22 protein-coding genes and 1 pseudogene are annotated in these 21,619 nt (G+C 44.2%); 17 read left to right on the top strand and 6 right to left on the bottom strand.

From position 1 onward, the window contains the following. Positions 1 to 66 precede the first annotated feature (66 nt). The 5 genes from ACK28X_RS01335 to ACK28X_RS01315 are packed head-to-tail and all read left to right on the top strand — an operon-like array spanning position 67 to position 4,813. A complete protein-coding gene (locus tag ACK28X_RS01335; RefSeq protein WP_412057908.1) occupies positions 67 to 1,026 on the top strand; it encodes an ABC transporter permease in 960 nt (319 codons plus the stop codon). After that, a complete protein-coding gene (locus ACK28X_RS01330) occupies positions 1,027 to 1,899 on the top strand; it encodes an ABC transporter permease (protein ID WP_412057907.1) in 873 nt (290 codons plus the stop codon). It begins immediately after the preceding gene. Positions 1,900 to 1,919: 20 nt separating this feature from the next. Further along, positions 1,920 to 2,834: a dihydrodipicolinate synthase family protein gene (locus ACK28X_RS01325; RefSeq protein WP_412058256.1), complete on the top strand. Its 915-nt coding sequence runs from the start codon at positions 1,920 to 1,922 to the stop codon at positions 2,832 to 2,834. A gap of 12 nt (positions 2,835 to 2,846) precedes the next feature. Beyond that, a complete protein-coding gene (locus ACK28X_RS01320) occupies positions 2,847 to 3,863 on the top strand; it encodes an ABC transporter ATP-binding protein (protein WP_412057906.1) in 1,017 nt (338 codons plus the stop codon). Further along, a complete protein-coding gene (locus tag ACK28X_RS01315; protein ID WP_412057905.1) occupies positions 3,860 to 4,813 on the top strand; it encodes an ABC transporter ATP-binding protein in 954 nt (317 codons plus the stop codon). Before ACK28X_RS01320 ends, ACK28X_RS01315 begins: the two co-directional genes overlap by 4 nt. A gap of 37 nt (positions 4,814 to 4,850) precedes the next feature. Here ACK28X_RS01315 and ACK28X_RS01310 read toward each other — a convergent pair whose 3' ends face one another. Further along, a complete protein-coding gene (locus ACK28X_RS01310; RefSeq protein WP_412057904.1) occupies positions 4,851 to 6,149 on the bottom strand; it encodes an MFS transporter in 1,299 nt (432 codons plus the stop codon). Positions 6,150 to 6,226: 77 nt separating this feature from the next. Further along, on the bottom strand, positions 6,227 to 7,243 hold the full coding sequence (locus ACK28X_RS01305) for a DUF4105 domain-containing protein (protein ID WP_412057903.1): 1,017 nt from the start codon (positions 7,241 to 7,243) through the stop codon (positions 6,227 to 6,229). A gap of 157 nt (positions 7,244 to 7,400) precedes the next feature. On the opposite strand from ACK28X_RS01305, the gene ACK28X_RS01300 reads away from it, so the two are divergent. Then, positions 7,401 to 8,015: a hypothetical protein gene (locus tag ACK28X_RS01300; protein ID WP_412057902.1), complete on the top strand. Its 615-nt coding sequence runs from the start codon at positions 7,401 to 7,403 to the stop codon at positions 8,013 to 8,015. A 409-nt stretch (positions 8,016 to 8,424) separates the two neighbouring features. Here the strand turns inward: ACK28X_RS01300 and ACK28X_RS01295 are convergent. Both ACK28X_RS01295 and ACK28X_RS01290 read right to left on the bottom strand, forming a co-directional pair. Beyond that, a pseudogene (locus ACK28X_RS01295) lies at positions 8,425 to 9,596 on the bottom strand (MFS transporter). 450 nt (positions 9,597 to 10,046) lie between these two features. Continuing rightward, complete coding sequence (locus tag ACK28X_RS01290) at positions 10,047 to 10,580, bottom strand: flavin reductase family protein (protein WP_412057901.1); 534 nt, start codon at positions 10,578 to 10,580, stop codon at positions 10,047 to 10,049. 190 nt (positions 10,581 to 10,770) lie between these two features. Here ACK28X_RS01290 and rpe point away from each other — a divergent pair, with 190 nt between their 5' ends. The 3 genes from rpe to ACK28X_RS01275 are packed head-to-tail and all read left to right on the top strand — an operon-like array spanning position 10,771 to position 13,381. Beyond that, the gene (gene rpe, locus ACK28X_RS01285) at positions 10,771 to 11,451 is read left to right on the top strand and encodes a ribulose-phosphate 3-epimerase (protein ID WP_412057900.1); all 681 of its coding nucleotides are present in this window, start codon (positions 10,771 to 10,773) and stop codon (positions 11,449 to 11,451) included. Between the two features lie 9 nt (positions 11,452 to 11,460). Continuing rightward, on the top strand, positions 11,461 to 12,762 hold the full coding sequence (gene purB, locus ACK28X_RS01280) for an adenylosuccinate lyase (protein ID WP_412057899.1): 1,302 nt from the start codon (positions 11,461 to 11,463) through the stop codon (positions 12,760 to 12,762). Between the two features lie 28 nt (positions 12,763 to 12,790). Next, positions 12,791 to 13,381 (top strand): RBBP9/YdeN family alpha/beta hydrolase, encoded by a 591-nt coding sequence (locus ACK28X_RS01275; RefSeq protein ID WP_412057898.1) that lies wholly within the window; start codon positions 12,791 to 12,793, stop codon positions 13,379 to 13,381. 22 nt (positions 13,382 to 13,403) lie between these two features. On the opposite strand, the gene ACK28X_RS01270 is transcribed toward ACK28X_RS01275, so the two are convergent. Beyond that, positions 13,404 to 13,730, bottom strand: a complete 327-nt coding sequence (locus ACK28X_RS01270) for a DUF1476 domain-containing protein (protein WP_412057897.1) — start codon at positions 13,728 to 13,730, stop codon at positions 13,404 to 13,406. Between the two features lie 144 nt (positions 13,731 to 13,874). On the opposite strand from ACK28X_RS01270, the gene purC reads away from it, so the two are divergent. From purC to ACK28X_RS01235, 7 genes are all read left to right on the top strand, one after another. Next, positions 13,875 to 14,639 (top strand): phosphoribosylaminoimidazolesuccinocarboxamide synthase, encoded by a 765-nt coding sequence (gene purC / locus ACK28X_RS01265; RefSeq protein WP_412057896.1) that lies wholly within the window; start codon positions 13,875 to 13,877, stop codon positions 14,637 to 14,639. Between the two features lie 48 nt (positions 14,640 to 14,687). Next, complete coding sequence (purS, locus tag ACK28X_RS01260) at positions 14,688 to 14,933, top strand: phosphoribosylformylglycinamidine synthase subunit PurS (protein ID WP_412057895.1); 246 nt, start codon at positions 14,688 to 14,690, stop codon at positions 14,931 to 14,933. 4 nt (positions 14,934 to 14,937) lie between these two features. Then, a complete protein-coding gene (gene purQ / locus ACK28X_RS01255; RefSeq protein ID WP_412057894.1) occupies positions 14,938 to 15,606 on the top strand; it encodes a phosphoribosylformylglycinamidine synthase subunit PurQ in 669 nt (222 codons plus the stop codon). A 70-nt stretch (positions 15,607 to 15,676) separates the two neighbouring features. Then, positions 15,677 to 17,914, top strand: a complete 2,238-nt coding sequence (gene purL, locus ACK28X_RS01250; protein WP_412057893.1) for a phosphoribosylformylglycinamidine synthase subunit PurL — start codon at positions 15,677 to 15,679, stop codon at positions 17,912 to 17,914. A 108-nt stretch (positions 17,915 to 18,022) separates the two neighbouring features. Next, positions 18,023 to 18,256, top strand: a complete 234-nt coding sequence (locus tag ACK28X_RS01245) for a BolA/IbaG family iron-sulfur metabolism protein (RefSeq protein ID WP_412057892.1) — start codon at positions 18,023 to 18,025, stop codon at positions 18,254 to 18,256. A 23-nt stretch (positions 18,257 to 18,279) separates the two neighbouring features. After that, positions 18,280 to 18,612, top strand: coding sequence for a Grx4 family monothiol glutaredoxin (gene grxD, locus ACK28X_RS01240; RefSeq protein ID WP_412057891.1), 333 nt, complete (start codon positions 18,280 to 18,282; stop codon positions 18,610 to 18,612). A 254-nt stretch (positions 18,613 to 18,866) separates the two neighbouring features. Continuing rightward, a complete protein-coding gene (locus ACK28X_RS01235; protein ID WP_412057890.1) occupies positions 18,867 to 20,123 on the top strand; it encodes a multidrug effflux MFS transporter in 1,257 nt (418 codons plus the stop codon). Between the two features lie 96 nt (positions 20,124 to 20,219). On the opposite strand, the gene ACK28X_RS01230 is transcribed toward ACK28X_RS01235, so the two are convergent. Next, positions 20,220 to 20,738, bottom strand: a complete 519-nt coding sequence (locus ACK28X_RS01230; protein WP_412057889.1) for an outer membrane protein assembly factor BamE — start codon at positions 20,736 to 20,738, stop codon at positions 20,220 to 20,222. Between the two features lie 215 nt (positions 20,739 to 20,953). Between ACK28X_RS01230 and ACK28X_RS01225 the strand changes: the two genes are divergently transcribed. Continuing rightward, the gene (locus tag ACK28X_RS01225) at positions 20,954 to 21,574 is read left to right on the top strand and encodes a YceD family protein (RefSeq protein ID WP_412057888.1); all 621 of its coding nucleotides are present in this window, start codon (positions 20,954 to 20,956) and stop codon (positions 21,572 to 21,574) included. The last annotated feature ends 45 nt before the right edge of the window (positions 21,575 to 21,619 follow it).

Here is a 21,619-nt window from a genome sequence, read left to right as displayed (position 1 = left end):
TTTCCCGCACCTTTTCAAAGGTGTTATTGTCTATCTCTAGTATAGGTATAATTATAGGGTTTATTTATGCTTCGCTACTGCCTACATCGTTTGTTTATCGGCCTCGGCATGCTGTTAGCGCTATCAGTGTTAATTTTTGGGTTGTTGCAATTAACGCCCGGAGATCCTATTGATGCCTATATTAACCCTAATGCCCCCATATCACCAGAAGCCATCGCCATTTTACGTACACAATTAGGGCTTGATCGCCCAATACCAGTGCAATATCTTGCATGGTTAGGCCAAGCACTACAAGGTAATCTTGGGCATTCATTGCAACGTTTCAACGAAACCGTCTCCGACCTTATTATTGCGCGTATCGGACCCACCCTACTGTTAATGGGGGCCGGGCTATTTTTGGCGATTATTCTCGGAATCATAACTGGCATTATAAGCGCTGTACGCCGCAATAAAGTGTCCGATTATATTTTATCTATTTTGGCTATGCTTGGCATTTCTTCACCAGCATTTTTAACAGCCCTTATTGGGCTTTATATTTTTGCAGTCCGCTTAAAATGGGTGCCTTCAGGCGGCATGTTAACACCTGCACAAAAATTCTCTACTCTTGATCTATTGCACCATCTTATTTTACCAGCCTTTATTCTTTCTATTGGCTATGCAGCATTGATCATGCGCTACATGCGCGCCTCTATGTTAGAAACCCTTAATCAAGATTATGTCCGCACGGCTCGTGCCAAAGGCGTGCACGAATTTTGGGTTATTGTCAAACACGCGTTGCGTAATGCCCTTTTACCTGTTGTCACCCTAATCGGCTCTATACTTGGTCTTGCCATTGGTGGAGCAATCTTTATTGAAAGCGTCTTTAATTGGCCTGGTATGGGGCTTTTACTTATCAATGCTGTTGAAACACGCGATTACCCTGTCATTATGGGTACAACCTTAGTTATCGGTTCTTGTGTTATTATTGTAAATATTCTGACTGATCTTGCTTATGCAATTATTGATCCTCGTATTAAGGTGGTGTAAATGGCTGTGTCTCTTATCAAGACCTCATCTCCTTTAGCGCGCTCTACAGGGCGCTTCTTGAAAAATCATGCTGCATTATTTGGCCTTATACTGTTTACGCCGCTCCTTATCCTTGTTCTCACCTACCCCCTATGGCTCAATCACAAACCTAATGACATTGATCTTTTAGCTATGAATACTTCCCCCAGCTGGCAACACTGGTTTGGTACCGATGGGGTGGGGCGCGACGTACTAGCCCGCACTTTAGAAGGAGGGCGTATTTCGTTATTTGTTGCTGCGTCATCGGTTGTTTTGTCCACCATTCTTGGGTTTTTAATCGGGGCTTTTGCTGCTTTTGGCGGGCGTATAGGTGACGCTATCGCTATGCGTAGCGTTGACTTAGCCATGACATTACCCCCTGTTATTTTCCTTTTAGTGCTTGCTTCTATTATTGGTTCTGGTATTTGGTCCACCGTTATTGTCATTGCTCTCTTATCTTGGCCTGTGCTTGCACGAATGGTACGTGCTCGCCTCATGGAGCTAAGAGAACGTGATTTTGTCATGGCTTCGCGCAATATGGGTGCTAGCCTTTGGCATCTCTTATTTCGTCATGGCCTTCCAAATTCTATTGATATTCTGGTAGTTTACGCAACACTACAGGTAGCCAATGCCATTTTGCTAGAAGCAGGCTTGTCTTTTTTAGGCCTTGGTATTTCGCCACCGGCAGCAAGTTGGGGCAATATGCTTAATGCAGCGCGATCGACCGTTGTGTTAGAACAATATCCTTGGCAGTGGCTTTTCCCAGGCAGCGCACTTGTGCTCGCTGTGCTAGCTATCAACTTCATTGGCGATGGCTTGAGAGATGCCTTCGACCCGCGGTCTGAACTCAATTAAGATTAAGAAAGAAATCTATGATGTCAAATTTTTTTGGTATTGTCCCTCCTGTTGTAACCCCCTTACATAAAGACCACAGTGTTGATTATGAATCTTATACAAATGTTTTGGAATATTTAATCGGGAGTGGTTGTCATGCCGTATTTGCCTTGGGCTCTACTAGCGAAGTAATATTTTTTGATGAAGCAACGCGACGTAAAATTCTTGAACACACCGTTAAAGTGGTAAATGGGCGCGTACCTGTTATGGCTGGCACTATTGACCCAGCAACAGAGCGCGTCATTTCCCATGCCCGTATCGCGGAAGAAATAGGCGTTGATGCTGCAGTGATGACTGCACCATTTTACACACTGACTAACCAAGCAGAAATTCTTGATCATTTTCGCTTAGTACGTAATGCCATTAATATACCGCTTATTGCGTACGATATCCCAGTCTGTGTACACACAAAACTCACGCGCGGGACAATTGTAACCCTCGCAAAAGAAGGAACAATTATCGGACTGAAGGATTCTTCTGGCGATGACACAGCTTTTCGCTATGCTCTCTTAGATCTTGCCGATCATAAAAATATGTTCCTTATGACTGGCTCTGAAACCCTAGTCGATAGTAGCCTTTATATGGGTGCTCACGGCGTGGTTCCAGGCCTAGCAAATGTCGATCCAGCTGGCTATGTGCGCCTGTGGAACGCCGCCCAAAAAGGCGATTGGTCCGCTGCCCGTCTTGAACAAGAACGTCTATGTCGACTTTTTGAGCTCGTATGGGTAGGCGCCCAGCGTGTAAGCGCTGGAGCAACGGGAGTGGGCGGTTTTAAAACTGCAATGCGGCGCTTAGGCATCATTTCTACCAATACAATGGCACGACCGCGGGCCGGTCTCAATGAAGCAGAAGCAAGTCATATTGATAGAATTCTGCACCGTGCTGGGCTTTTATAAATTGAGGTTAGCATGAACGCGCACCCCATCCTTGAGATTCGTGGTCTCCGCACTGTCTTTGGCCCGCCTGCCCGTCAAGTTACAGTGATTCATGATGTAGATTTACACGTGAATCTAGGAGAAACCTTGGCTTTGGTTGGTGAATCTGGGTCTGGAAAGTCGGTCACGAGCCTTTCAATCATGGGTCTCTTGACCCGTGGCGTAGGCACCATTGCAGCAGGCAAAGTGCTTTTACGTACCAAGGGTGGGCCCATTGTCGACCTTGTACAACTAGAAAAAGAGGCCATACGCCGTATCCGCGGGAATGATATCGGTATGGTTTTTCAAGAGCCCATGACAAGCCTTAATCCTGTCTATACGATCGGCGATCAAATCGGGGAAGCGCTTCGGGTACATCAAGGAGCGAGCCGAAAAGAAGCGTTAGAAACCTCTATTACACTTCTCAACCAAGCAGGAATTCCCGATGCTCGTCGCCGTGCGGGGCAATATCCTCATGAACTTTCAGGTGGCATGCGTCAGCGAGCCACGATTGCCATGGCACTTATCTGCGATCCTGTTTTATTAATCGCTGATGAACCTACAACGGCTCTTGATGTTACCATTCAGGCGCAAATTCTTGATCTCCTTCGCCAACTCCAACAAAAGCGCGGCATGGCTATGCTGTTTATTACTCACAATTTGGGCGTTGTAGCTGAAATCGCCCAACGCGTTGCGGTCATGTATGCTGGCCGCATTGTAGAGAGTGGGCCTGTAAGGGAGGTATTTCGCACCCCGCGCCACCCTTATACAATCGGACTTTTACGCTCTCAACCACGGCTTGGCGAGGCGACACGTATGAAACAAAGAGACGCAAAACTTATAACTATTCCTGGCATAGTGCCTAGCCTTGCAAATCTACCACAAGGATGCACTTTTGCGCCCCGATGTAGTTTTGCGCAAGAAGATTGCCGCGCGGCAGTGCCTCCTTTAGCTGCCATTAACAAGCAACACTATAGCCGCTGCATACGCTGGAAGGAGATCACTGCATGAATGAAACAACTTTCCTATCAGTGCGTGGGCTTTATAAGGAATACCCTACCGGTGGTGCCGCTTTGCGTATCCTAGAAAATATCAACTTTAACATCAAACGTGGTGAAGTAGTTGGACTTGTTGGAGAGTCTGGAAGCGGCAAAACAACCATTGGACGTACTATTTTGCGCTTAATCGAACCTACAGCCGGACAGATTATCTTTAATGGTACTGATATAACAAACCTCAGCTCACAACAAATGCGCCAACAGCGCCGGCATATGCAGTATATTTTTCAAGACCCCTTTGCCTCCCTATCTCCGCGTATGACGATTGGAGAAATTTTGGCTGAAGGTTTGCGTATTCAAGGTATAGGCAGCAAAATAGAGCAACAAGAAAAAATCCAACGAGCCCTCAAACAAGTGGAATTAGCACCCGAGATTATTAATCGCTATGCCCATGAATTTTCGGGTGGACAAAGGCAACGTATTGGTATAGCTCGCGCTTTAACCTTAGAGCCAGAATTTATTGTAGCTGATGAACCAGTGTCGGCCTTGGATGTCTCTATCCAAGCGCAAGTCATCAATTTGCTACGCGATCTTCAACAGCAACTTAGCCTCACGATGCTATTTATTTCTCATGATTTAGCGGTAGTTGAATATATTTGCGACCGCGTGATTGTGCTCTATCTGGGGCGTATTGTAGAAATCGCCACAAGTACCGAACTTTATACCCAACCAGAGCACCCCTACACAAGAGCTTTACTTTCTGCCATCCCTTCCCCTGACCCCGACAGAAAATCTCCAAAGTATATCCTATCAGGCGATTTACCAAGCCTTGCAAGCCCCCCCAGCGGTTGTGTCTTTCGCACGCGCTGTCCTCAAGCCATCCCAACTTGTGCAGAAAACAATCCACCTTTGCGTGCTGTGCGTCCTGGTCATTTTAAGGCTTGCCTGCGCGATAATATCTAAAACCTCGCTGTTCGTAAAAAAAACACAAGGCGCATAGTTAATAAAGATTTTTTACACTCCCAGCGAGCTGCCCCGCAATGAACATCGCAAAAGCTGCTAATAAGCTTGCCATTGAAAATACATAAAAACCAAACGAATGACCAAGTTCATAAGCGATCAAAACTCCGCCGACGAGCGGACCAATAATGGCTCCCAAGCGGCCAATACCCGCCGCCATCCCCAAAGCAGAGGCTCGCACTGAAGCAGAATGGCTAGCCGCGGTAAAAGCATAAATCAATACTTGCGCTGAAAAAAGAAAACTACCAGCAAAAAAAATTGCCCCACAAAGAAAGACAAATGGCATATGAACAGACAAAAGCGCCAACATCCCGCCGCCGGCTAAGTAGCATATCACCACCACTCGATTCAAGCCAAATATATCGCCCATAACGCCCATAACCAATAAACCAAAAATCGCTCCACTATTAAGGAGGAAAAGGAATGAAAGCCCCTGCTCTAGACCATAATCAGCAGCTACCATTAAAGTAGGGAGCCAAGTATTGAGCGAATAAATAAGCAAAAGCCCCATAAAAGTAGCAACCCAAAGCATCCCATTCAACAGCAATAAAGGTGGCTTAAGAAAGCTCGTCATAGGTATTTTTTTTGGGGCTTCTTGTGATAAAGATGAAAACACGAAACCATAGCGCTTAGCAAGAGATTGAGCTTCGCTCCCACGGTTTTTTATCCATAAAAAAGTTGGCGACTCAGGAAGTAAAATTATCATAACGCCACTCAAAAAAAGACCCGCTATGCCCGCCACCCAAAACAAAGGTCGCCACCCCGCATACGGCAAAAGCCATAATCCCAATAAAGCCGTCGCCATGGCCCCCACATTATACCCTGTCATTAAAATAGTAGAGACGCGGCCGGTATGACGCTGCCCCGCGCCTTGGGAAAATTCAGTTGTCAAAGCAATCGCGGTGGGTAAGCAGCCCCCAAGACCGATCCCCGCTACAAATCGATAGGCCGCCAATTGCCAAGGGTCCATTGCGAAACCACATAACAATGTAAATAAAGAGAATAAAAATACCGCGGCGATCATTAATACACGCCGCCCCATTTTATCAGTCGCCACGCCTAGAAAAAGTGCCCCTACGGTCATCCCTACCATACCTATAGTTGAGATAAAGGTGGCTTGTGCAGCGCTCATCCATTCTTGTTCTGAACCAGTAAGATGTGGAATCAGCGCCCCTAACACTACAAGATCAAAACCATCAAGCACTAGGGCTAACCAACACAAAAGCCCTACCCTGCTTCCAAAAAATTTAACGTCTCCTGTTTGACGAGCTTCCATCATACCCTCTTAAAATTACAATAACCCGATGACTTTCGTATCAATATTAAAAGAAAAGTGTTTCTATAATGCAAAAACATTTAGCGAATGGATTGGGGATAACGATCTTGCGGCACGATAGGGCTTTGTACCACATATTCGGCAAAAGATTTCCTACGATCCATGAGCCCGTGATCATAAAAATATTTCGGCAGCTTACCATTCAGAATAAGGCGCCAATCCAATGGCATGGAGATAAAATCCTGAACCAAAGACCGAACAAAAGTGGTACAATTTACTGTCAGAGAGTTATAGAAAATTGGCTTCTTTTTCAGCTGGTTAGCTGCTTTTACAAAAGTTAAAAACCATTGTTGCATAGCATCCTGCGATAAGGAAAGTGGGTAGCGGGATACACGATCATGGAAAAAATCGCTACGTAAACGAATAATATCATCCTCTGGAGCGGCAAGGATCATCATCTGATAATTCTTAAAAAAACCCGGCAAAACTCCATAGTCTTGCCCAAGCCGTTGCCGCGCTTCAGCCGAGAAAATAAGCCGCCGCCCATCAGCGAAGTCAAAACCAAATAACGTATGAGCAATGAGAGGCCCAGACCATTGAGCGAGGTATAAGTTCATACCCGTGATTTGGTTGATGTCATAAATCGCATCGCTCCATAGGGCGCTCATAGGCACTGCCCCTTCACCGTCATTTGGCGCACTTTGCCAATGAAAGTCGCGCATATTATGAAGGAGCACAATGCCTTTAGGTTGAATATCGCCATAAAGATTTTGAGTATATTCTGGTTTCCAAGAAACATCCGACATAGGCGTGATCGTTGACCACCATAAAAAAAATCCCCCAAACATAGCTACAAGAACCAATCGCAACAGCCAAACTTTTATGCCTTGTGGCTTCCAAAGCTTTGGAAACAGTCTGACCAAAGATGGATAAAATAAAGCTACAAGCCCCACAATAGTCCATAAAATACTTAGCCCATAGCGCGCCTTTATATTCCATTCAGGCCGATAAAAAAGCGCCAAACCGCACAATATAAGCAAAAATAGGGCAACAATATAAAAAATGACCCAAATACCGCGTGATAGATTTGTTCCCATAGTCCCCTCCTCAAGATAATAGTTTAACGCCTCATAAAAAAATATTTAAACGCGGATCTATCCTAAAGAGCGATAAAATATTAACCATTCCAATCTAATCATTGAGCATAGCTAAATCGCTCTATCCACTTACTCGACTATCGGACTCTTTAAAGTAATGATAAGAAATTTTTATCAAAAAAATAGCATCTTAAAAAAAAGGGTTAGTGGTCTTTTTTTATACCCTTGCGCAGTAATTATACTTTTTATATTCATAGCAAAAGCGCAAAGCAACACGACAGCAGCCATATCTGATGAAAAAGCGTCGCCTAGCACCGAATATGCCTTTTTTCAAAACGTTAACGGACCGTGGACAGGTTCAGGCGAAGTCGTTTCAGGTAAGTATAAGGGTACACGTTTTTACTGTATGTTTCAAGGGCGCTCCCCCTCTAAAGAAGGTATACAAAACCCCTCTGCTTTCCCACTGAATGGTTTAATTTTAGAGGGCGCCTGCCGTATAGGCATTTTTTCTCAACCTATGCTAGCTCAGATTATAAGAGGTATAAATGGTTTTACAGGCGTCTTTAATGATGGTGCAAAGGGCGGTGGGTTCGATATTATTTCTGGAAAAATTTCCAACGATCATATGATCATTAATATAAAAAGAAACCAAATCAAAGGCGCTATGCTCGCACGTTTAGAAACGAAAGATAAAATGAATATTACAATATCAGCAAAGCTTGATAATGCCTATGTCCCTATTATTGGCTTGAAATTAAGCCGCAAAGACTAATTTTTGTTTCTTTTTAAAAAAATAATAAATTAAAAGCACAGAAAGATACGCGTGATATTAAAAATTTAAGGACCAAAAGGTCAGATTTTTATCCTTCAAGTCTGCAGAACAGAAATCTGGATGGGCTGTCTGTCTATCAGTGATTGATACAAGGTTAATGCAAAGCTTAATAAAATGATTATTTTAAGAATGAAATTCAGATTAGAGAAATTTATAACTGCACGAAATATCCACTTTGCTTGGAGGGTAAGAGATTTTCCCTTCACGATAATTACCTCTTAACTAACACTGGACTTTTTTAGTTTGGAATTATTTACATTTATTTTAACAAGCTTTTCTCGTGTAGCTGTAAACACACATTCTATAATCAAGGTAAACAAGGCTTTTGGTTATGGATTTTTAGAGCTATTCACTTTGCCTTAATCAAGAAAATTTGTACAAAAACAGAAATGAAGATAAATAGCATATAGGTAATTGATAGCATAAGCCCGTTATTAATTGGTATTACACTAAAGAGCCCTAGCCCAAAAAAACCTACAATAAGCATACCCATTCCCTGCAGGCTTGCTGCAAGGGCAGCTCGCTCTTTGAAAAGCCTCATAGCGCGGGCCAAAATATTGGGGAACATAAGCCCCTGCGCAAAGACAATAAGCGTTAAGCCAACAACAAGAAATTTCAGTGAGATAGTATCTCCCGATAACAGGATGGGCATCGCCCCCAGAACAGCAATCAACAATCCGATAGAAATCCGCCTTTCAGGCTTGGTATAAGCTCCAATAATGCGATTGATTATGGTTCCAAAGAGGTAAGCCATTCCTGTAGCCAAAGCAGTGTTTGCAAAAAATAAGGAACTCTTGTGAAGGGTTTGAACAATGATAAGCGGCCCTACTTGACTCCAAAAAGTAAAACAAAAAAAACAACAGCCGAGCTGAATCATACATCCCACAAAAATGCGGTCTTGATACATAAGCGCAAGATTACCGAAAAGGCCCTTCGGTAACTGGCGAGCTTGAGGCAATAAAGTTTCGCGTAATCCAAAAGTCGCCATAAACGCTACAATCAAACCGTACAAAAAATACGCCATAAAAGTATAGCGCCAGCCAAGGGATTTTTCAATGAATGCTCCTATATAGGGCCCTAATATCAATCCCAGAGCAAAGGCAAGGCTTAAATAAACAATAGCACGTTGAAATTTGACGTCACCTAAACGATCGCTTATGATAGCGCGTGCTGTGACTTGACAAACCCCTGTAGAAAAGCCTTGAATGCAACGGGAAATCAGTAGAGCAGCAATGGATGGAGCAAAAAAGCAGCTAAAGCGGCCATTATAAACAATCCAATGCCCCCCAATAAAACCACCCGCCGTCCTAGCCAATCAGATAAAAGACCAAAGACAAATTGCCCTGCAGCATATCCAACGATGGAAAAGACAATTGTTGCTTGAACAATTACATTTGAACTGTGGAATTCTTCAGCAATCTGAGGAAGAGCTGGAGCGTAGAGGTCAACGACAATCCCTGCTCCGAAGTTTAGGAGGGCGGCAAAAAAGATAATAAAATTATCACTATTTACATCATGCATTTTCATAAAAATCATGGGCTCCATAGCATGTGGCATAATACCATATTCACTTTTAATGCGTGACTCCAGCACTGATAAATCTTAATATAAATTGTTGCACGAATGGCATTAGACTCTAACAAATCCCTCCATCCAATAGCAGAGGCAGCTTTCTTCAGCGCATGGTTAAGACAAATGCAATGTCGAGGATATCCAATGTGTGATTTGCATGGATTTGTACACTAATAAAAATATAAACATCTATTCGCAGAGATCCTAGCCAATTTTAGAGCATATCTAGCACTAATATTACCCTTGACCTTTCATGAACATTGCTAAGCTTTTGTAACTTGAGATTGCTTAAAGCTATTTAAATACGCTTTTTAAGATAGTAATAATTCTGCTCGAAACTTTCAGGTCAATGAGCGTGATCAACTAGCATTAATAACACGTTAAAAAGAACTACACCCTCTATAGGGGCAGAGTGTGGTAAGAACGATTAAGATAAATCAAAGAGTTCTCAGCATTACCGCGTCGGATAGATACAACTCTCCCAATCAGAATAAAATGCGTTGCGTGTTCATGCCAGCACACGAGTTGACAGTCAAACGAAGCTAACGCTCCCACAAGGGCTGGAGCGCCAGTTTTTAATGTTTGCCATTTTGCAGCGTTAAAACGTTCTTCTTCAGAAATCCCGCCCCAGCCCGCAAAAACATTAGATAAATCTTGCTGATGGCCAGCCAAACTATTGAGACAAAAATTTTTATTCTCAAGGAAAATTTTATTCGCTGCCTTTTGACGCATCAAACAGACAAGAATGGTAGGCGGATTATCCGAAAGTGAACAAGCTGCAGAAATTGTCACCCCACGTTGTCCTGCTGAGCCTTTTGTGGTAACAATATGGACAGCGCTTGAAAAATGACTCATCGCATCGCGATAATCTTGCGAGGCGACAGTGGGGATAGCATCCTCGCAGGTAAGGACATAAGTTTTTTGATGAATCATCGGGTAAATGCCCACATTTCCAAAATTACGAGAAAGGGAAAATAAAAGCTGCCCCTTGCAAAGCTTGGCTAAGCTGTTTATGGCAACCTATCACAAAACCCCTACTTTGACAATTCATCATACCTGCTACCATGTAAAAGTTTTTTGCCCCGCTTTTCCCTATCCTGTGACGAATTTTTAGGAGCCTTATATGCAACGCCCGTTTTATATCTGCCCATCGATTTTAGCCGCTGATTTTTCTCGTCTTGGCGAAGAGATAAAAAATGTAGCTAATGCTGGGGCCGATTGGGTGCATATTGATGTAATGGACGGGCACTTTGTCCCTAACATCACCTTTGGCCCTGATATGGTAAAAGCTCTGCGCCCCCATACTGAAGCGCTTTTTGACGTCCATTTGATGATAGAGCCTGTTGACCCTTATCTTGAAGCCTTTGCCAAAGCGGGTGCAGATATTATCACCATCCACGCCGAAGCTGGACCTCACAGCCACCGCTCTTTACAAATGATCAAAACCTTGGGTAAAAAAGCAGGCATTTCACTCAACCCCGCCACCCCCCTCTCCTACCTTGATTATTTGCTTGATGAAATTGATCTTATTTTGATTATGAGTGTCAACCCTGGCTTTGGTGGGCAAAGTTTTATCCCCGCCATGGTAGATAAAATATCCCATGTCAAAGCAATGGTTGGTTCCCGCCCCATTGATATCCAGGTGGATGGTGGCATTAATCCAGCGCTAGTCGGCCAAGTAGCAGCGGCAGGAGCCAATGCTTTTGTGGCGGGCTCAGCCATCTATAAAAACGGCAATCAAGAGATTTACAAAAGCCGTATCACAGAGCTACGCCAAGCCGCAGAACAAGCACGCCAACGATAGGAAACGATTATGATCCCACGCTACTCTCGCCCTGAAATGGTTTCTATTTGGTCACCACAAACTCGCTACCGTATCTGGTTTGAAATAGAAGCTCATGCTTGTGATGCTTTGGCACAATTAGGTGTCATCCCTCCTGAAGCCGCAAAAACCATATGGGAAAAGGGCCAAGCAGCTGAATTTGATGTTACCCGTATTGATGAAATTGAAGCCATTACCAAGCATGACGTTATAGCCTTTCTAACTCACTTAGCCGAATTTGTTGGCCCCCATTCCCGCTTTATACACCAAGGGATGACGTCCTCTGATATTTTGGATACCACGCTTAATGTGCAACTCATGCGCGCAAGCGATATCCTCTTGGCTGATCTTGATGCCCTCCTAGCTGCCTTGAAAAAGCGAGCGTTTGAACACAAAGATACAATCACTATTGGCCGCAGTCACGGCATTCATGCAGAACCCACAACCTTTGGCCTAAAACTTGCTTTGGCTCATGCAGAATTCAGCCGCTGCCGCACACGTCTTGTTACAGCACGCGACGAAATTGCTACTTGCGCTATTTCTGGTGCGGTTGGTACCTTTGCCAATATTGACCCCAAGGTGGAAGCACATGTAGCTCAAGCTTTAGGGATGAAGGTAGAGCCCATATCCACCCAAATCATCCCGCGGGATCGCCACGCTATGTTTTTTGCTACCCTCGGTGTTATTGCCGCCTCTATTGAACGCTTAGCGGTAGAAATTCGCCATCTTCAAAGAACGGAAGTTTTAGAAGTAGAAGAATATTTCTCACCTGGGCAAAAGGGCTCTTCAGCCATGCCTCATAAACGCAACCCAGTTTTGACTGAAAACCTAACGGGTCTTGCGCGTATGGTGCGAGCCTTTGTCACCCCTGCGTTAGAAAATGTTGCCCTTTGGCACGAACGTGATATTTCCCATTCCTCCGTTGAGCGCTATATCGGCCCTGATAGTACCATTACTTTGGATTTTGCTTTAGCGCGCCTTACCAATGTGATAGAAAACTTAGTGGTTTACCCTGAAAATATGATGAATAACCTCAATAAATTCCGCGGGCTTATCCACTCACAACGGGTTCTTTTAGCGCTCACTCAAGCAGGTGTAAGCCGCGAAGATGCCTACCGTCTTGTTCAACGAAATGCCATGCGAGTTTGGAAAGAGGGTAAAGATTTTTTGACCGAACTCCTTAATGACCACGAAGTACGCAAAGCTTTAAATGAAGATGAAATTCGTGAAAAATTCGACCTCGCCTATCATTCTAAACATGTAGATACGATTTTTTCCCGAATTTTTGGCTAGTCATGCCCAAACGGCCATGGAAATTCCTATGAAAGCAAATCAACTTGATATTCTCATCATACCGGGCTACCAGGGCTCTGACGCAGATCACTGGCAGAGCCGCTGGCAAGCAAAACTATCCACCGCAAAGCGCGTTGAGCAAGCCGATTGGGATAAACCACAGCGCGATATATGGGTGAAAACTTTACAGCAAACAATTCAATCAGCACACAGACCTATCTTGCTAATTGGCCACTCATTAGGTGTAGCGACTATCATCCATATGCTTGCAAAACAGTTTGAATCAGCTTCTTCGTCAGTAGCAAACAGTTTTTCAAAAGTTCCAAATATAAAAGGCCTATTTTTAGTAGCGCCTCCTGATCTTGACAATCCTCTCTTGGAACCAACTTTATTACGTAATTTTGGTGCCTATCCCCGCCAAAGACTAGCCGTTCCCTCTGTTCTTATTGCTAGCCAAAACGACCCTTATTGTACGTTTAAAGCTGCACAAAATTTAGGTAAAGCTTGGGGTTCACTTGTGTTAGATGCTGGGGAATCTGGCCATATTAACAGCGAATCTGGGCATGGCCCTTGGCCTGAAGGCTTGCTTATCCTCTCACAATTTTTAGCGCGCTTATAGCATTGAAGCACCACGTTTACCGCTAAGCACTGCCTTTTTCTTCAGCCCCTAAAGCCTCTTGCAAAAAAGAAACCATATTAGCCTTTAGAACCTTTTCATCAAGGATGTGCCCTGCTGTTTGAAAATCCGCATAAATCTTGGCTAAGAGATCCTCATCATGACCGCCTTTAAGCGCATAATTCACCACCCCTTCAACGTAGGATTTAACGTCTTCACCCTCAAGATTTAAACCCTGTGCAGCCCAAAGACCTAACTTACGGTTGCGCTTTACAAGAGCTTTAAAGCGCGCCTCTTCATCAAGGGCATATTTCTTCTCAAAAGAAGCTTGGCGATCTTGAAAACCATTCATTAAATCTTCCTTCCATGTACAGCAAAAATTTTAGCAACAAACCACAGCGCGCTATTTTTTTATAGACTAATGTGATATATAGGAAGGAAATAAAGCGAATTGAAGCGCCCTATCCCAATTAATCCCCAATCAGCAGGAAATATTATGAATCGTCGCCAACGCATCTATGAAGGTAAGGCCAAAATTCTGTATGAAGGACCTGAGCCAGGTACCTATGTACAGTTTTTCAAGGATGATGCCACGGCTTTCAATGCTCAAAAACATGATGTTATCGACGGGAAAGGGGTTTTAAACAACCGTATCTCTGAATATATTTTTACAAAGCTTGGCCTTTTAGGTATTCCTACCCATTTTATTCGCCGCCTTAATATGCGTGAGCAATTGATTAAAGCCGTTGAGATTATCCCCCTTGAGGTAGTGGTTCGTAACATTGCCGCTGGCTCCCTTTCTAAAAGACTAGGAATCGAAGAAGGTACCCACCTGCCACAATCCATCATTGAGTTCTATTATAAAGACGACGACCTTGGGGATCCTATTGTATCAGAAGAACACATCACTACCTTTGGCTGGGCAAGCACAGAAGAGCTTGATGATATCATGCAAATGGCTATTCGTATCAATGATTTCCTTACTGGCCTCTTTTTAGGTGTTGGCATACAACTTGTTGATTTTAAAATGGAATTTGGCCGCCTCTGGGAAGGCGATGTAATGCACATTGCCCTCGCTGATGAAATCTCGCCGGACTCCTCGCGCCTATGGGACATAAAAACGGGCGATAAAATGGATAAAGATCGATTTCGGCATGATATGGGGGGACTAATCGAAGCCTATCAAGAAGTAGCAAAGCGCCTTGGCATCATCAATGAAAATGAGCCCCCACGTCCTACGGGGCCCGTGTTGGTGAAATAGCCCCCCCATAGTCAACTCATAACCTAATACAAACCCGTCAGGAATAGAATGAAAGCTCGTATTACTGTCACCCTGAAAGTAAGTGTTTTAGACCCTCAAGGCAAAGCTATTGCCGATGCCCTGCATGGACTTGGTTTTTCAACCCTTCAATCCGTGCGTCAAGGTAAATTGTTTGATATTGAACTGAAGAACATGCCAAAAGCGGAAGCGGAAGCTGAATGCGCTAAAATGTGCGAACAATTGCTTGCCAATGGAGTGATTGAGAATTATCAGGTGGAAATCTTGGGAGCCTAATTGCATGAAAACCGCAATCATACAATTACCGGGTCTTAACCGCGACCGCGATATGCTGACTGCTTTACGGCAAATCAGCGGCTCAGAACCGCTTAAAATCTGGCAAACAGAAACAGAAATTCCTGCCGTTGATCTTATCGTTATTCCTGGTGGATTTTCTTATGGCGATTACTTACGCTGTGGTGCCATTGCTGCACGCACACCCGTTATGCAAGCAGTTTTTAAAAAAGCGCAACAAGGGGTTATGGTATTGGGCGTTTGTAATGGTTTTCAGATCTTAACAGAAATTGGGCTTTTGCCAGGGGTGCTCATGCGTAATGCTTCGCTTAAATTTGTCTGTCGTGAAGTTAAATTACAAATCATCAATACCAAAACGCCTTTCACGCGCCACTACCAAACGGGCCAAATTATCCGCTGTCCCGTTGCCCACCATGAGGGTAATTACTTCATTGATGAGGCGGGGCTTGAAACTTTAGAAAATAACGGGCAAATCTTATTCCGCTATGTAGAAGATACCAATCCTAATGGCTCCATTCACAATATCGCCGGAATCATAAATAAAGCCGGCAATGTTTTGGGTATGATGCCCCACCCCGAAAATTTGATTGAGAGTGCCCATGGGGGTAATGATGGGCGAGCCTTATTTACTGGTGCTTTAGGGCACGTCGCCTAATACATCACGCCTCACTAGGCTTTATGTCTTGCTTTTGCCTTTGTTCTTATAATCGACGGAGTTTTTCTTCATGCCCGTTCTCAATCAAGTGCCTATAACGCCCGAATTAATCAAAGCCCATGGTCTAAAAGATGATGAATATACACGTATTTTAAATTTATTAGGTCGCAAACCTAGCTTTACTGAATTAGGCATTTTCTCTGCCATGTGGAACGAGCATTGCTCATATAAGTCTTCTAAAAAATGGTTAAAAACCCTTCCCACTTCTGGTCCCCACGTAATCCAAGGGCCGGGAGAAAATGCAGGCGTTGTGAATATTGGACGGGGCCAATGCGTGGTCTTTAAAATGGAAAGCCATAACCACCCTTCTTATATTGAACCCTACCAAGGGGCGGCTACAGGAGTTGGTGGCATTTTACGCGATGTTTTCACCATGGGTGCACGTCCCGTAGCGGCTATGAACGCCTTGCGATTTGGCGCCCCCGATCACCCAAAAACCCGACATTTGGTCGCAGGCGTTGTAGCTGGTATTGGCGGCTATGGAAATTCCTTTGGCGTACCTACGGTAGGCGGTGAAGTGGAGTTTGATGCTCGTTATAATGGCAATATTCTTGTCAATGCTTTTGCTGCTGGTCTTGCACAAACAGATGCCATCTTTTACTCTAAAGCCAAAGGGGTAGGACTGCCTGTTGTTTATCTCGGTGCAAAAACTGGACGCGATGGCGTAGGTGGGGCAACCATGGCTTCTACCGAGTTCGATAATTCTATTGAGGAAAAACGCCCTACCGTACAAATTGGTGATCCATTCACTGAAAAATGCCTCCTTGAAGCTTGTTTAGAGCTCATGGAGACTGGCGCTGTTATTGCCATACAAGATATGGGCGCGGCAGGTCTCACCTCTTCAGCGGTTGAAATGGGAGCAAAAGGCGACTTAGGTATCACGCTCAATCTTGATGATGTACCGGTACGCGAAGATAATATGACCGCCTATGAGATGATGCTCTCAGAAAGCCAAGAGCGTATGCTCATGGTATTAAACCCGCAAAAAACACAAAGCGCGCAAGCGATCTTCAAAAAATGGGGGCTTGACTTTGCCCATGTTGGACATACGACCGATGATTTACGTTTTCGTGTATTTCACCAAGGGGAAGAAGTCGCCAACCTACCAATCAAAGAACTAGGTAATGAAGCGCCTGAATATGACCGCCCGTGGATCGCTCCAGCCCCACTTAGAACTATTGGCTCTGAAGATGTGATAGCAGTTGGTGATTTGGGCTCTGCCCTCCTCACCCTCCTTCATTCTCCCGATCACAGTTCGCGGCGCTGGGTTTATGAGCAATATGATACGCTTATCCAAGGTAATAGTCTTGTTTGTCCAGGAGCTGATGTAGGTATTATCCGCGTAAATAATGAAGGTAGCCGCGATAATGATTACCGCGCTTTAGCGTTCTCGTCCGATGTGACGCCGCGCTATTGCGAGGCCGACCCCTACGAAGGCGGCAAGCAAGCGGTAGCCGAATGCTGGCGCAACTTGTGCACAAGTGGCGCTACTCCTCTAGCGGCTACTGACAATTTGAATTTTGGCAACCCAGAGAAACCAGAAATCATGGGGCAATTAGTTCTTGCTATTCGTGGCATCGGTGAGGCCTGTCGCGCTCTTGATTTCCCCATTGTTTCGGGCAATGTTTCACTTTATAATGAAACCAATGGCAAGGCTATCCCTCCTACCCCAACTATAGCGGGCGTCGGTTTGATTGATGATTGGCGTCAACTCACTACCCTAGCGGGCGCACGTGCCGGCGATACACTCATATTAGTTGGTTGTGTTGGAAGCCATTTAGGTCAATCAGTTTATCAACGCGATATTTTGGGCCAAAGTGCTGGCGCGCCACCAAAAGTTGATTTAATGAGAGAGAAAAAACACGGACTATTTATCCGTGATTCCATTGTTAAAGATTGGTTCGATGCAGTGCATGATCTTTCTGACGGTGGTTTAGCTCTAGCATTGGCTGAAATGGCAATAAAATCTGGGCTTGGTATGCGGGTGCATCTCACAGGTCAAACCGCCCCCCATGCTGAATTATTTGGTGAAGACCAAGCGCGTTACATTGTCGCCGTTAAACCAGAGTATATTTCTACCTTTGAGCAAGCCGCGCGTCAATCCGATGTACCCTTCTATATCTTAGGGCAAATGGAGGGCGAAAACTTGTTCGTTGATGCTTTAATGGACCTACCGCTTTCCCAATTAATACAAGCCTATGAAGGCTGGTTTGAAAACTTCATGGCATCATCAAACAAAATACAATAAATATTCTAGATATATAATAGTTTTGCTCGTGTAAAACGCGCAACTTGCAATTAAGAGCGCTATCCTTTAAAACTCAGGAGGATGCGCACAAAGCTAAAGGAGACCCCCATGGCCATGGATGCTCATGCGATTGAAGCCCTCATTTTAGAAGCTATCCCTGATGCAAAAGTTACTATCCGAGATCTTGCTGGTGATGGTGATCATTATGCTGCGGAGGTAGTGGCAGAAAGCTTCCGCGGAAAAAGCCGTGTTGAACAACATAAAATGGTCTATAATGCCCTGAAAGGCAATATGGGCGAAGCCTTGCATGCACTTGCTTTACAAACCTCAATACCCGAATAGCCCCCCAGTCCATAGGTGATATAATGAATGCGGCCCATGATCTTATCGATAATGCGGTAAAAAACAATGACATCGTCCTTTTCATGAAAGGTACACCCAGCTTTCCTCAGTGCGGCTTTTCTAGCCAAGTTGTACAGATCCTTGATTACTTAGGGGTTGATTATAAAGGGGTCAATGTTCTAGATTCTGATGAATTGCGCCAGGGCATCAAAGCCTATTCTAATTGGCCGACCATCCCACAGCTTTATGTGAAAGGCGAATTTATCGGCGGCTGCGATATTATACGAGAAATGTTCCAAGAAGGTGATTTGCAAAAATTATTCACCACCAAAAATATTAGTAGCAAAAAAAAATAAAAAACTAATAATTAGGCCCTATCAGAGATAAAGACTGAGAAGCGCTTTAGTGCGACTCTCAGTCGCCTTGCCTTTTGATCACTCTTTCGTCATTTACAAAAATCTATCCTTATTTTACAGGAAGATATGCTATAAACGGGCAATATCATAGCCGCCAAGGTGTCGCGAGGCCTATTATAAATTTACTACAATAGCCGAGCAATCTTCACCAAACGTGACTTTCTATCACATATCTATCTTATTTTGAGTCCATTATGACCCGCTCTCTAAAAGAAAAAGCACATGTTCTCGCTATCAAACGGAGCATAAATCAACGTGAATTTGTGATCCTCGTTGCACTCCTTATGGCGTGTAATTCCATTGCCATTGATATTATGCTTCCTGCCCTTGATACAATTGCGGAAAGCCTTCATATTATTGATGAAAATTCACGCCAGTATATTATCTTTGCTTACTTAGGAGGGCTTGGCTTTGCCCAGCTTGTGTTTGGTCCAATCAGCGATTGTTATGGTCGCCGAGCCCCGCTTTTATATGCTTTGATTTTTTATACACTAGGGGCTTTGGGTTGCATATTTGCGTCCGATTTTTATACGCTTTTGCTGTGCCGTTTTGTTCAAGGTATAGGTGGAGCTGGCACGCGCGTGCTAAATATTTCTATGATCCGTGATCTGTATGAAGGGCGCCGTATGGCGCAAGTCATGTCTATCACCCTCTTGGCTTTTTTGGTAATTCCTATTATCGCTCCTGCTACAGGCCAAGCGATTATGCTTTTAGGAAATTGGCACTATATCTTTATCTTCATGGCTATTGCTGGCCTAATTATCGGCCTTTGGGCCTTCATACGTCTTCCCGAGACCCTTTATAAAAGTACCCCTCTTACCGTTTCCTCGGTGAAAAATAGTTTCTGGACTATCTTGAGCAACCGCACAGCTCTTTGTTATTCCCTAGCTTTTTCCTTGATCATGGGAGCGCTTTTTGGCTCTATCAGTACTTCCGAACAACTCTTTGTAGGCATTTATGATTTAGGACCTTGGTTCCCCGCTGCTTTCGCCACCGCAGCCTTTGCCCAAGCGGTTTCGGCCTTTCTTAACGCCCGCTTTGTTGGTCAATTTGGCATGCGGCGGATTGCTCATAGCCAATTATTGTCTTTCTCCACTCTTGCCGCTTTATGGATCATCACTTCCACTTATATGGGTGGGATTGCACCCCTGCCCCTATGTATGTTTTTTTACATGGGAATCATGTTTGCTTTTGGTAGTATGGGCACAAATTTCAATAGCCTTGCCATGGATCCATTAGGAAAAGTTGCGGGCACTGCCTCATCGGTTTTTGGTTTTTTGCAAATCACCATAGGAACAGGGCTTGGTGCCCTTATAGGGCAACAGTTTAGCCAAAAAAGTACAGCTCCCTTGGCTACTGGCTATTTATTACTGGGTCTTGGTGCAATCTTACTGGTTCTCCTTGCAGAAAAGGGCCGCCTCTTTGGCCAAAAAAGCAAACCGATCCAATAAGATAATAAGCCTAAGACAAGAGTCGCCGCTTCGGCGGCTCTTCACGCATTCGATCTCTGCGCCCCCCCAAACATAGGGCTTTTGATCCACAATAGCTCATTTATTGTCTGTTGATATGCTGGGGACAGGTAATAAACGCGTAGTACGAATAAGCTCCATTAAAAAAGTTTGGTGCGGCACAGCTGTTGGAGTGGTTTGAGAAACAAAATCAAATAATTTCCCATCCTTTAATCCATAGCGGGCAATCTTGCTAACCGTACCATCCTTATTGAAATAAATGGCTAAAACCTTACGATCAACAATCGAAGGCTTCATGAATTGAAATCTTTTGTAGCTCTTTTGTGAAATGTAATAATAAATCTCACCATCATACACTTCTTGTAGGGATGGCGAGCCTAAAGCCAGCATAACTTGCTCGCGGCTTGAACCAATCTTCACACTGTTAAGGGCATTTTGGTCAATAACATAACCAGCATTGTATGTTTGTCCAAAGTTGAGAACGTTTTTTCTTTGGCAACCAGCCACCAACGTGGCGGTAGCGATCAAAACACCATACAAAAGCACCCGCTTTGTGCGGACATTTACACGATTCTTATGAAACAATGACATCTCCATCTTTCATGGGCGGCCCCCTCTATCGCCGTCATGCTAAACTAGTAACATTTGTTTAGCAAGTATTGCCCCCTGCTACATGCACTTTTTCTTTTGGTATTCCCTCCCAAAAAGTAAAAATACAAACCAAGGGAGGTATTCTCATAAGGCTAGGTAACTTTGACAATCAAGCCAAATTAACATATTTATAAGCGTACCGTTAATATAGATTGAAAGCCATGAACGACATCACCCTGCCATTAGCGAAACACGCCACCTACGCTACGCAAAATCATGTAAGCCTCCATTATCCCGTTCCAGTTCAGACCTTACCAACAAAAGGCCGCTTGTTTCATATCAACCTCAAAGATGATGAGCGCCAAACCCTAGCAGCGCGCTATGATCTATGCGCCGTACACCACTTTAATGCTGATATAAAGCTCCTACCTTGGAAAGGGAGCGGGGTGCGCGTTACAGGCCGACTCAGCGTTGTATTTGTCCAAAACTGCGTCATCAGTCTAGAGGAAATTGAAAGCCAATTGGACGAATTATTCGAAGCTCTTTATGTCCCAGCCGATTCTAAACTCGCTAACACGCCCGCCCCTGATGCTAAAGGCGTTCTTTTGTTTGAAGCCCACGGGCCCGAGATCCCAGAAATCTTCCATGGATCCACCATAAATTTAGGCTCCATCATTGAAGAATTTTTTAGCCTTAACATTAACCCCTATCCACGCAAAGAAAGCGCTTTTTTAAGCCCCATTTGCCCCCTCGGTAAAGAAGAAAAAGACAGCGCAATCTATAAAACCCCCGCGGGGGACGACATATCCCCTTTTGCCATTCTCAAAAAACACAATGAATAGACAATGCAAAAAATTGCTATTATATGCTGACATAAATCAGTATCT

Origin of the sequence: Bartonella sp. DGB2 (genome assembly GCF_046843095.1) — a bacterium.
Taxonomy (GTDB): domain Bacteria; phylum Pseudomonadota; class Alphaproteobacteria; order Rhizobiales; family Rhizobiaceae; genus Bartonella.
This window is presented reverse-complemented; position numbering and strand designations above follow the sequence as displayed.

Excerpts from the sequence above, each read along its gene's own strand:
- ACK28X_RS01335 (WP_412057908.1), top strand. The coding sequence starts at position 67 with ATGCTTCGCTACTGCCTACATCGTTTGTTTATCGGCCTCGGCATGCTG.
- ACK28X_RS01330 (WP_412057907.1), top strand. The coding sequence starts at position 1,027 with ATGGCTGTGTCTCTTATCAAGACCTCATCTCCTTTAGCGCGCTCTACA.
- ACK28X_RS01325 (WP_412058256.1), top strand. The coding sequence starts at position 1,920 with ATGTCAAATTTTTTTGGTATTGTCCCTCCTGTTGTAACCCCCTTACAT.
- ACK28X_RS01320 (WP_412057906.1), top strand. The coding sequence starts at position 2,847 with ATGAACGCGCACCCCATCCTTGAGATTCGTGGTCTCCGCACTGTCTTT.
- ACK28X_RS01315 (WP_412057905.1), top strand. The coding sequence starts at position 3,860 with ATGAATGAAACAACTTTCCTATCAGTGCGTGGGCTTTATAAGGAATAC.
- ACK28X_RS01310 (WP_412057904.1), bottom strand. The coding sequence starts at position 6,149 with ATGATGGAAGCTCGTCAAACAGGAGACGTTAAATTTTTTGGAAGCAGG.
- ACK28X_RS01305 (WP_412057903.1), bottom strand. The coding sequence starts at position 7,243 with ATGGGAACAAATCTATCACGCGGTATTTGGGTCATTTTTTATATTGTT.
- ACK28X_RS01300 (WP_412057902.1), top strand. The coding sequence starts at position 7,401 with ATGATAAGAAATTTTTATCAAAAAAATAGCATCTTAAAAAAAAGGGTT.
- ACK28X_RS01290 (WP_412057901.1), bottom strand. The coding sequence starts at position 10,580 with ATGATTCATCAAAAAACTTATGTCCTTACCTGCGAGGATGCTATCCCC.
- rpe (WP_412057900.1), top strand. The coding sequence starts at position 10,771 with ATGCAACGCCCGTTTTATATCTGCCCATCGATTTTAGCCGCTGATTTT.
- purB (WP_412057899.1), top strand. The coding sequence starts at position 11,461 with ATGATCCCACGCTACTCTCGCCCTGAAATGGTTTCTATTTGGTCACCA.
- ACK28X_RS01275 (WP_412057898.1), top strand. The coding sequence starts at position 12,791 with ATGAAAGCAAATCAACTTGATATTCTCATCATACCGGGCTACCAGGGC.
- ACK28X_RS01270 (WP_412057897.1), bottom strand. The coding sequence starts at position 13,730 with ATGAATGGTTTTCAAGATCGCCAAGCTTCTTTTGAGAAGAAATATGCC.
- purC (WP_412057896.1), top strand. The coding sequence starts at position 13,875 with ATGAATCGTCGCCAACGCATCTATGAAGGTAAGGCCAAAATTCTGTAT.
- purS (WP_412057895.1), top strand. The coding sequence starts at position 14,688 with ATGAAAGCTCGTATTACTGTCACCCTGAAAGTAAGTGTTTTAGACCCT.
- purQ (WP_412057894.1), top strand. The coding sequence starts at position 14,938 with ATGAAAACCGCAATCATACAATTACCGGGTCTTAACCGCGACCGCGAT.
- purL (WP_412057893.1), top strand. The coding sequence starts at position 15,677 with ATGCCCGTTCTCAATCAAGTGCCTATAACGCCCGAATTAATCAAAGCC.
- ACK28X_RS01245 (WP_412057892.1), top strand. The coding sequence starts at position 18,023 with ATGGCCATGGATGCTCATGCGATTGAAGCCCTCATTTTAGAAGCTATC.
- grxD (WP_412057891.1), top strand. The coding sequence starts at position 18,280 with ATGAATGCGGCCCATGATCTTATCGATAATGCGGTAAAAAACAATGAC.
- ACK28X_RS01235 (WP_412057890.1), top strand. The coding sequence starts at position 18,867 with ATGACCCGCTCTCTAAAAGAAAAAGCACATGTTCTCGCTATCAAACGG.
- ACK28X_RS01230 (WP_412057889.1), bottom strand. The coding sequence starts at position 20,738 with ATGGAGATGTCATTGTTTCATAAGAATCGTGTAAATGTCCGCACAAAG.
- ACK28X_RS01225 (WP_412057888.1), top strand. The coding sequence starts at position 20,954 with ATGAACGACATCACCCTGCCATTAGCGAAACACGCCACCTACGCTACG.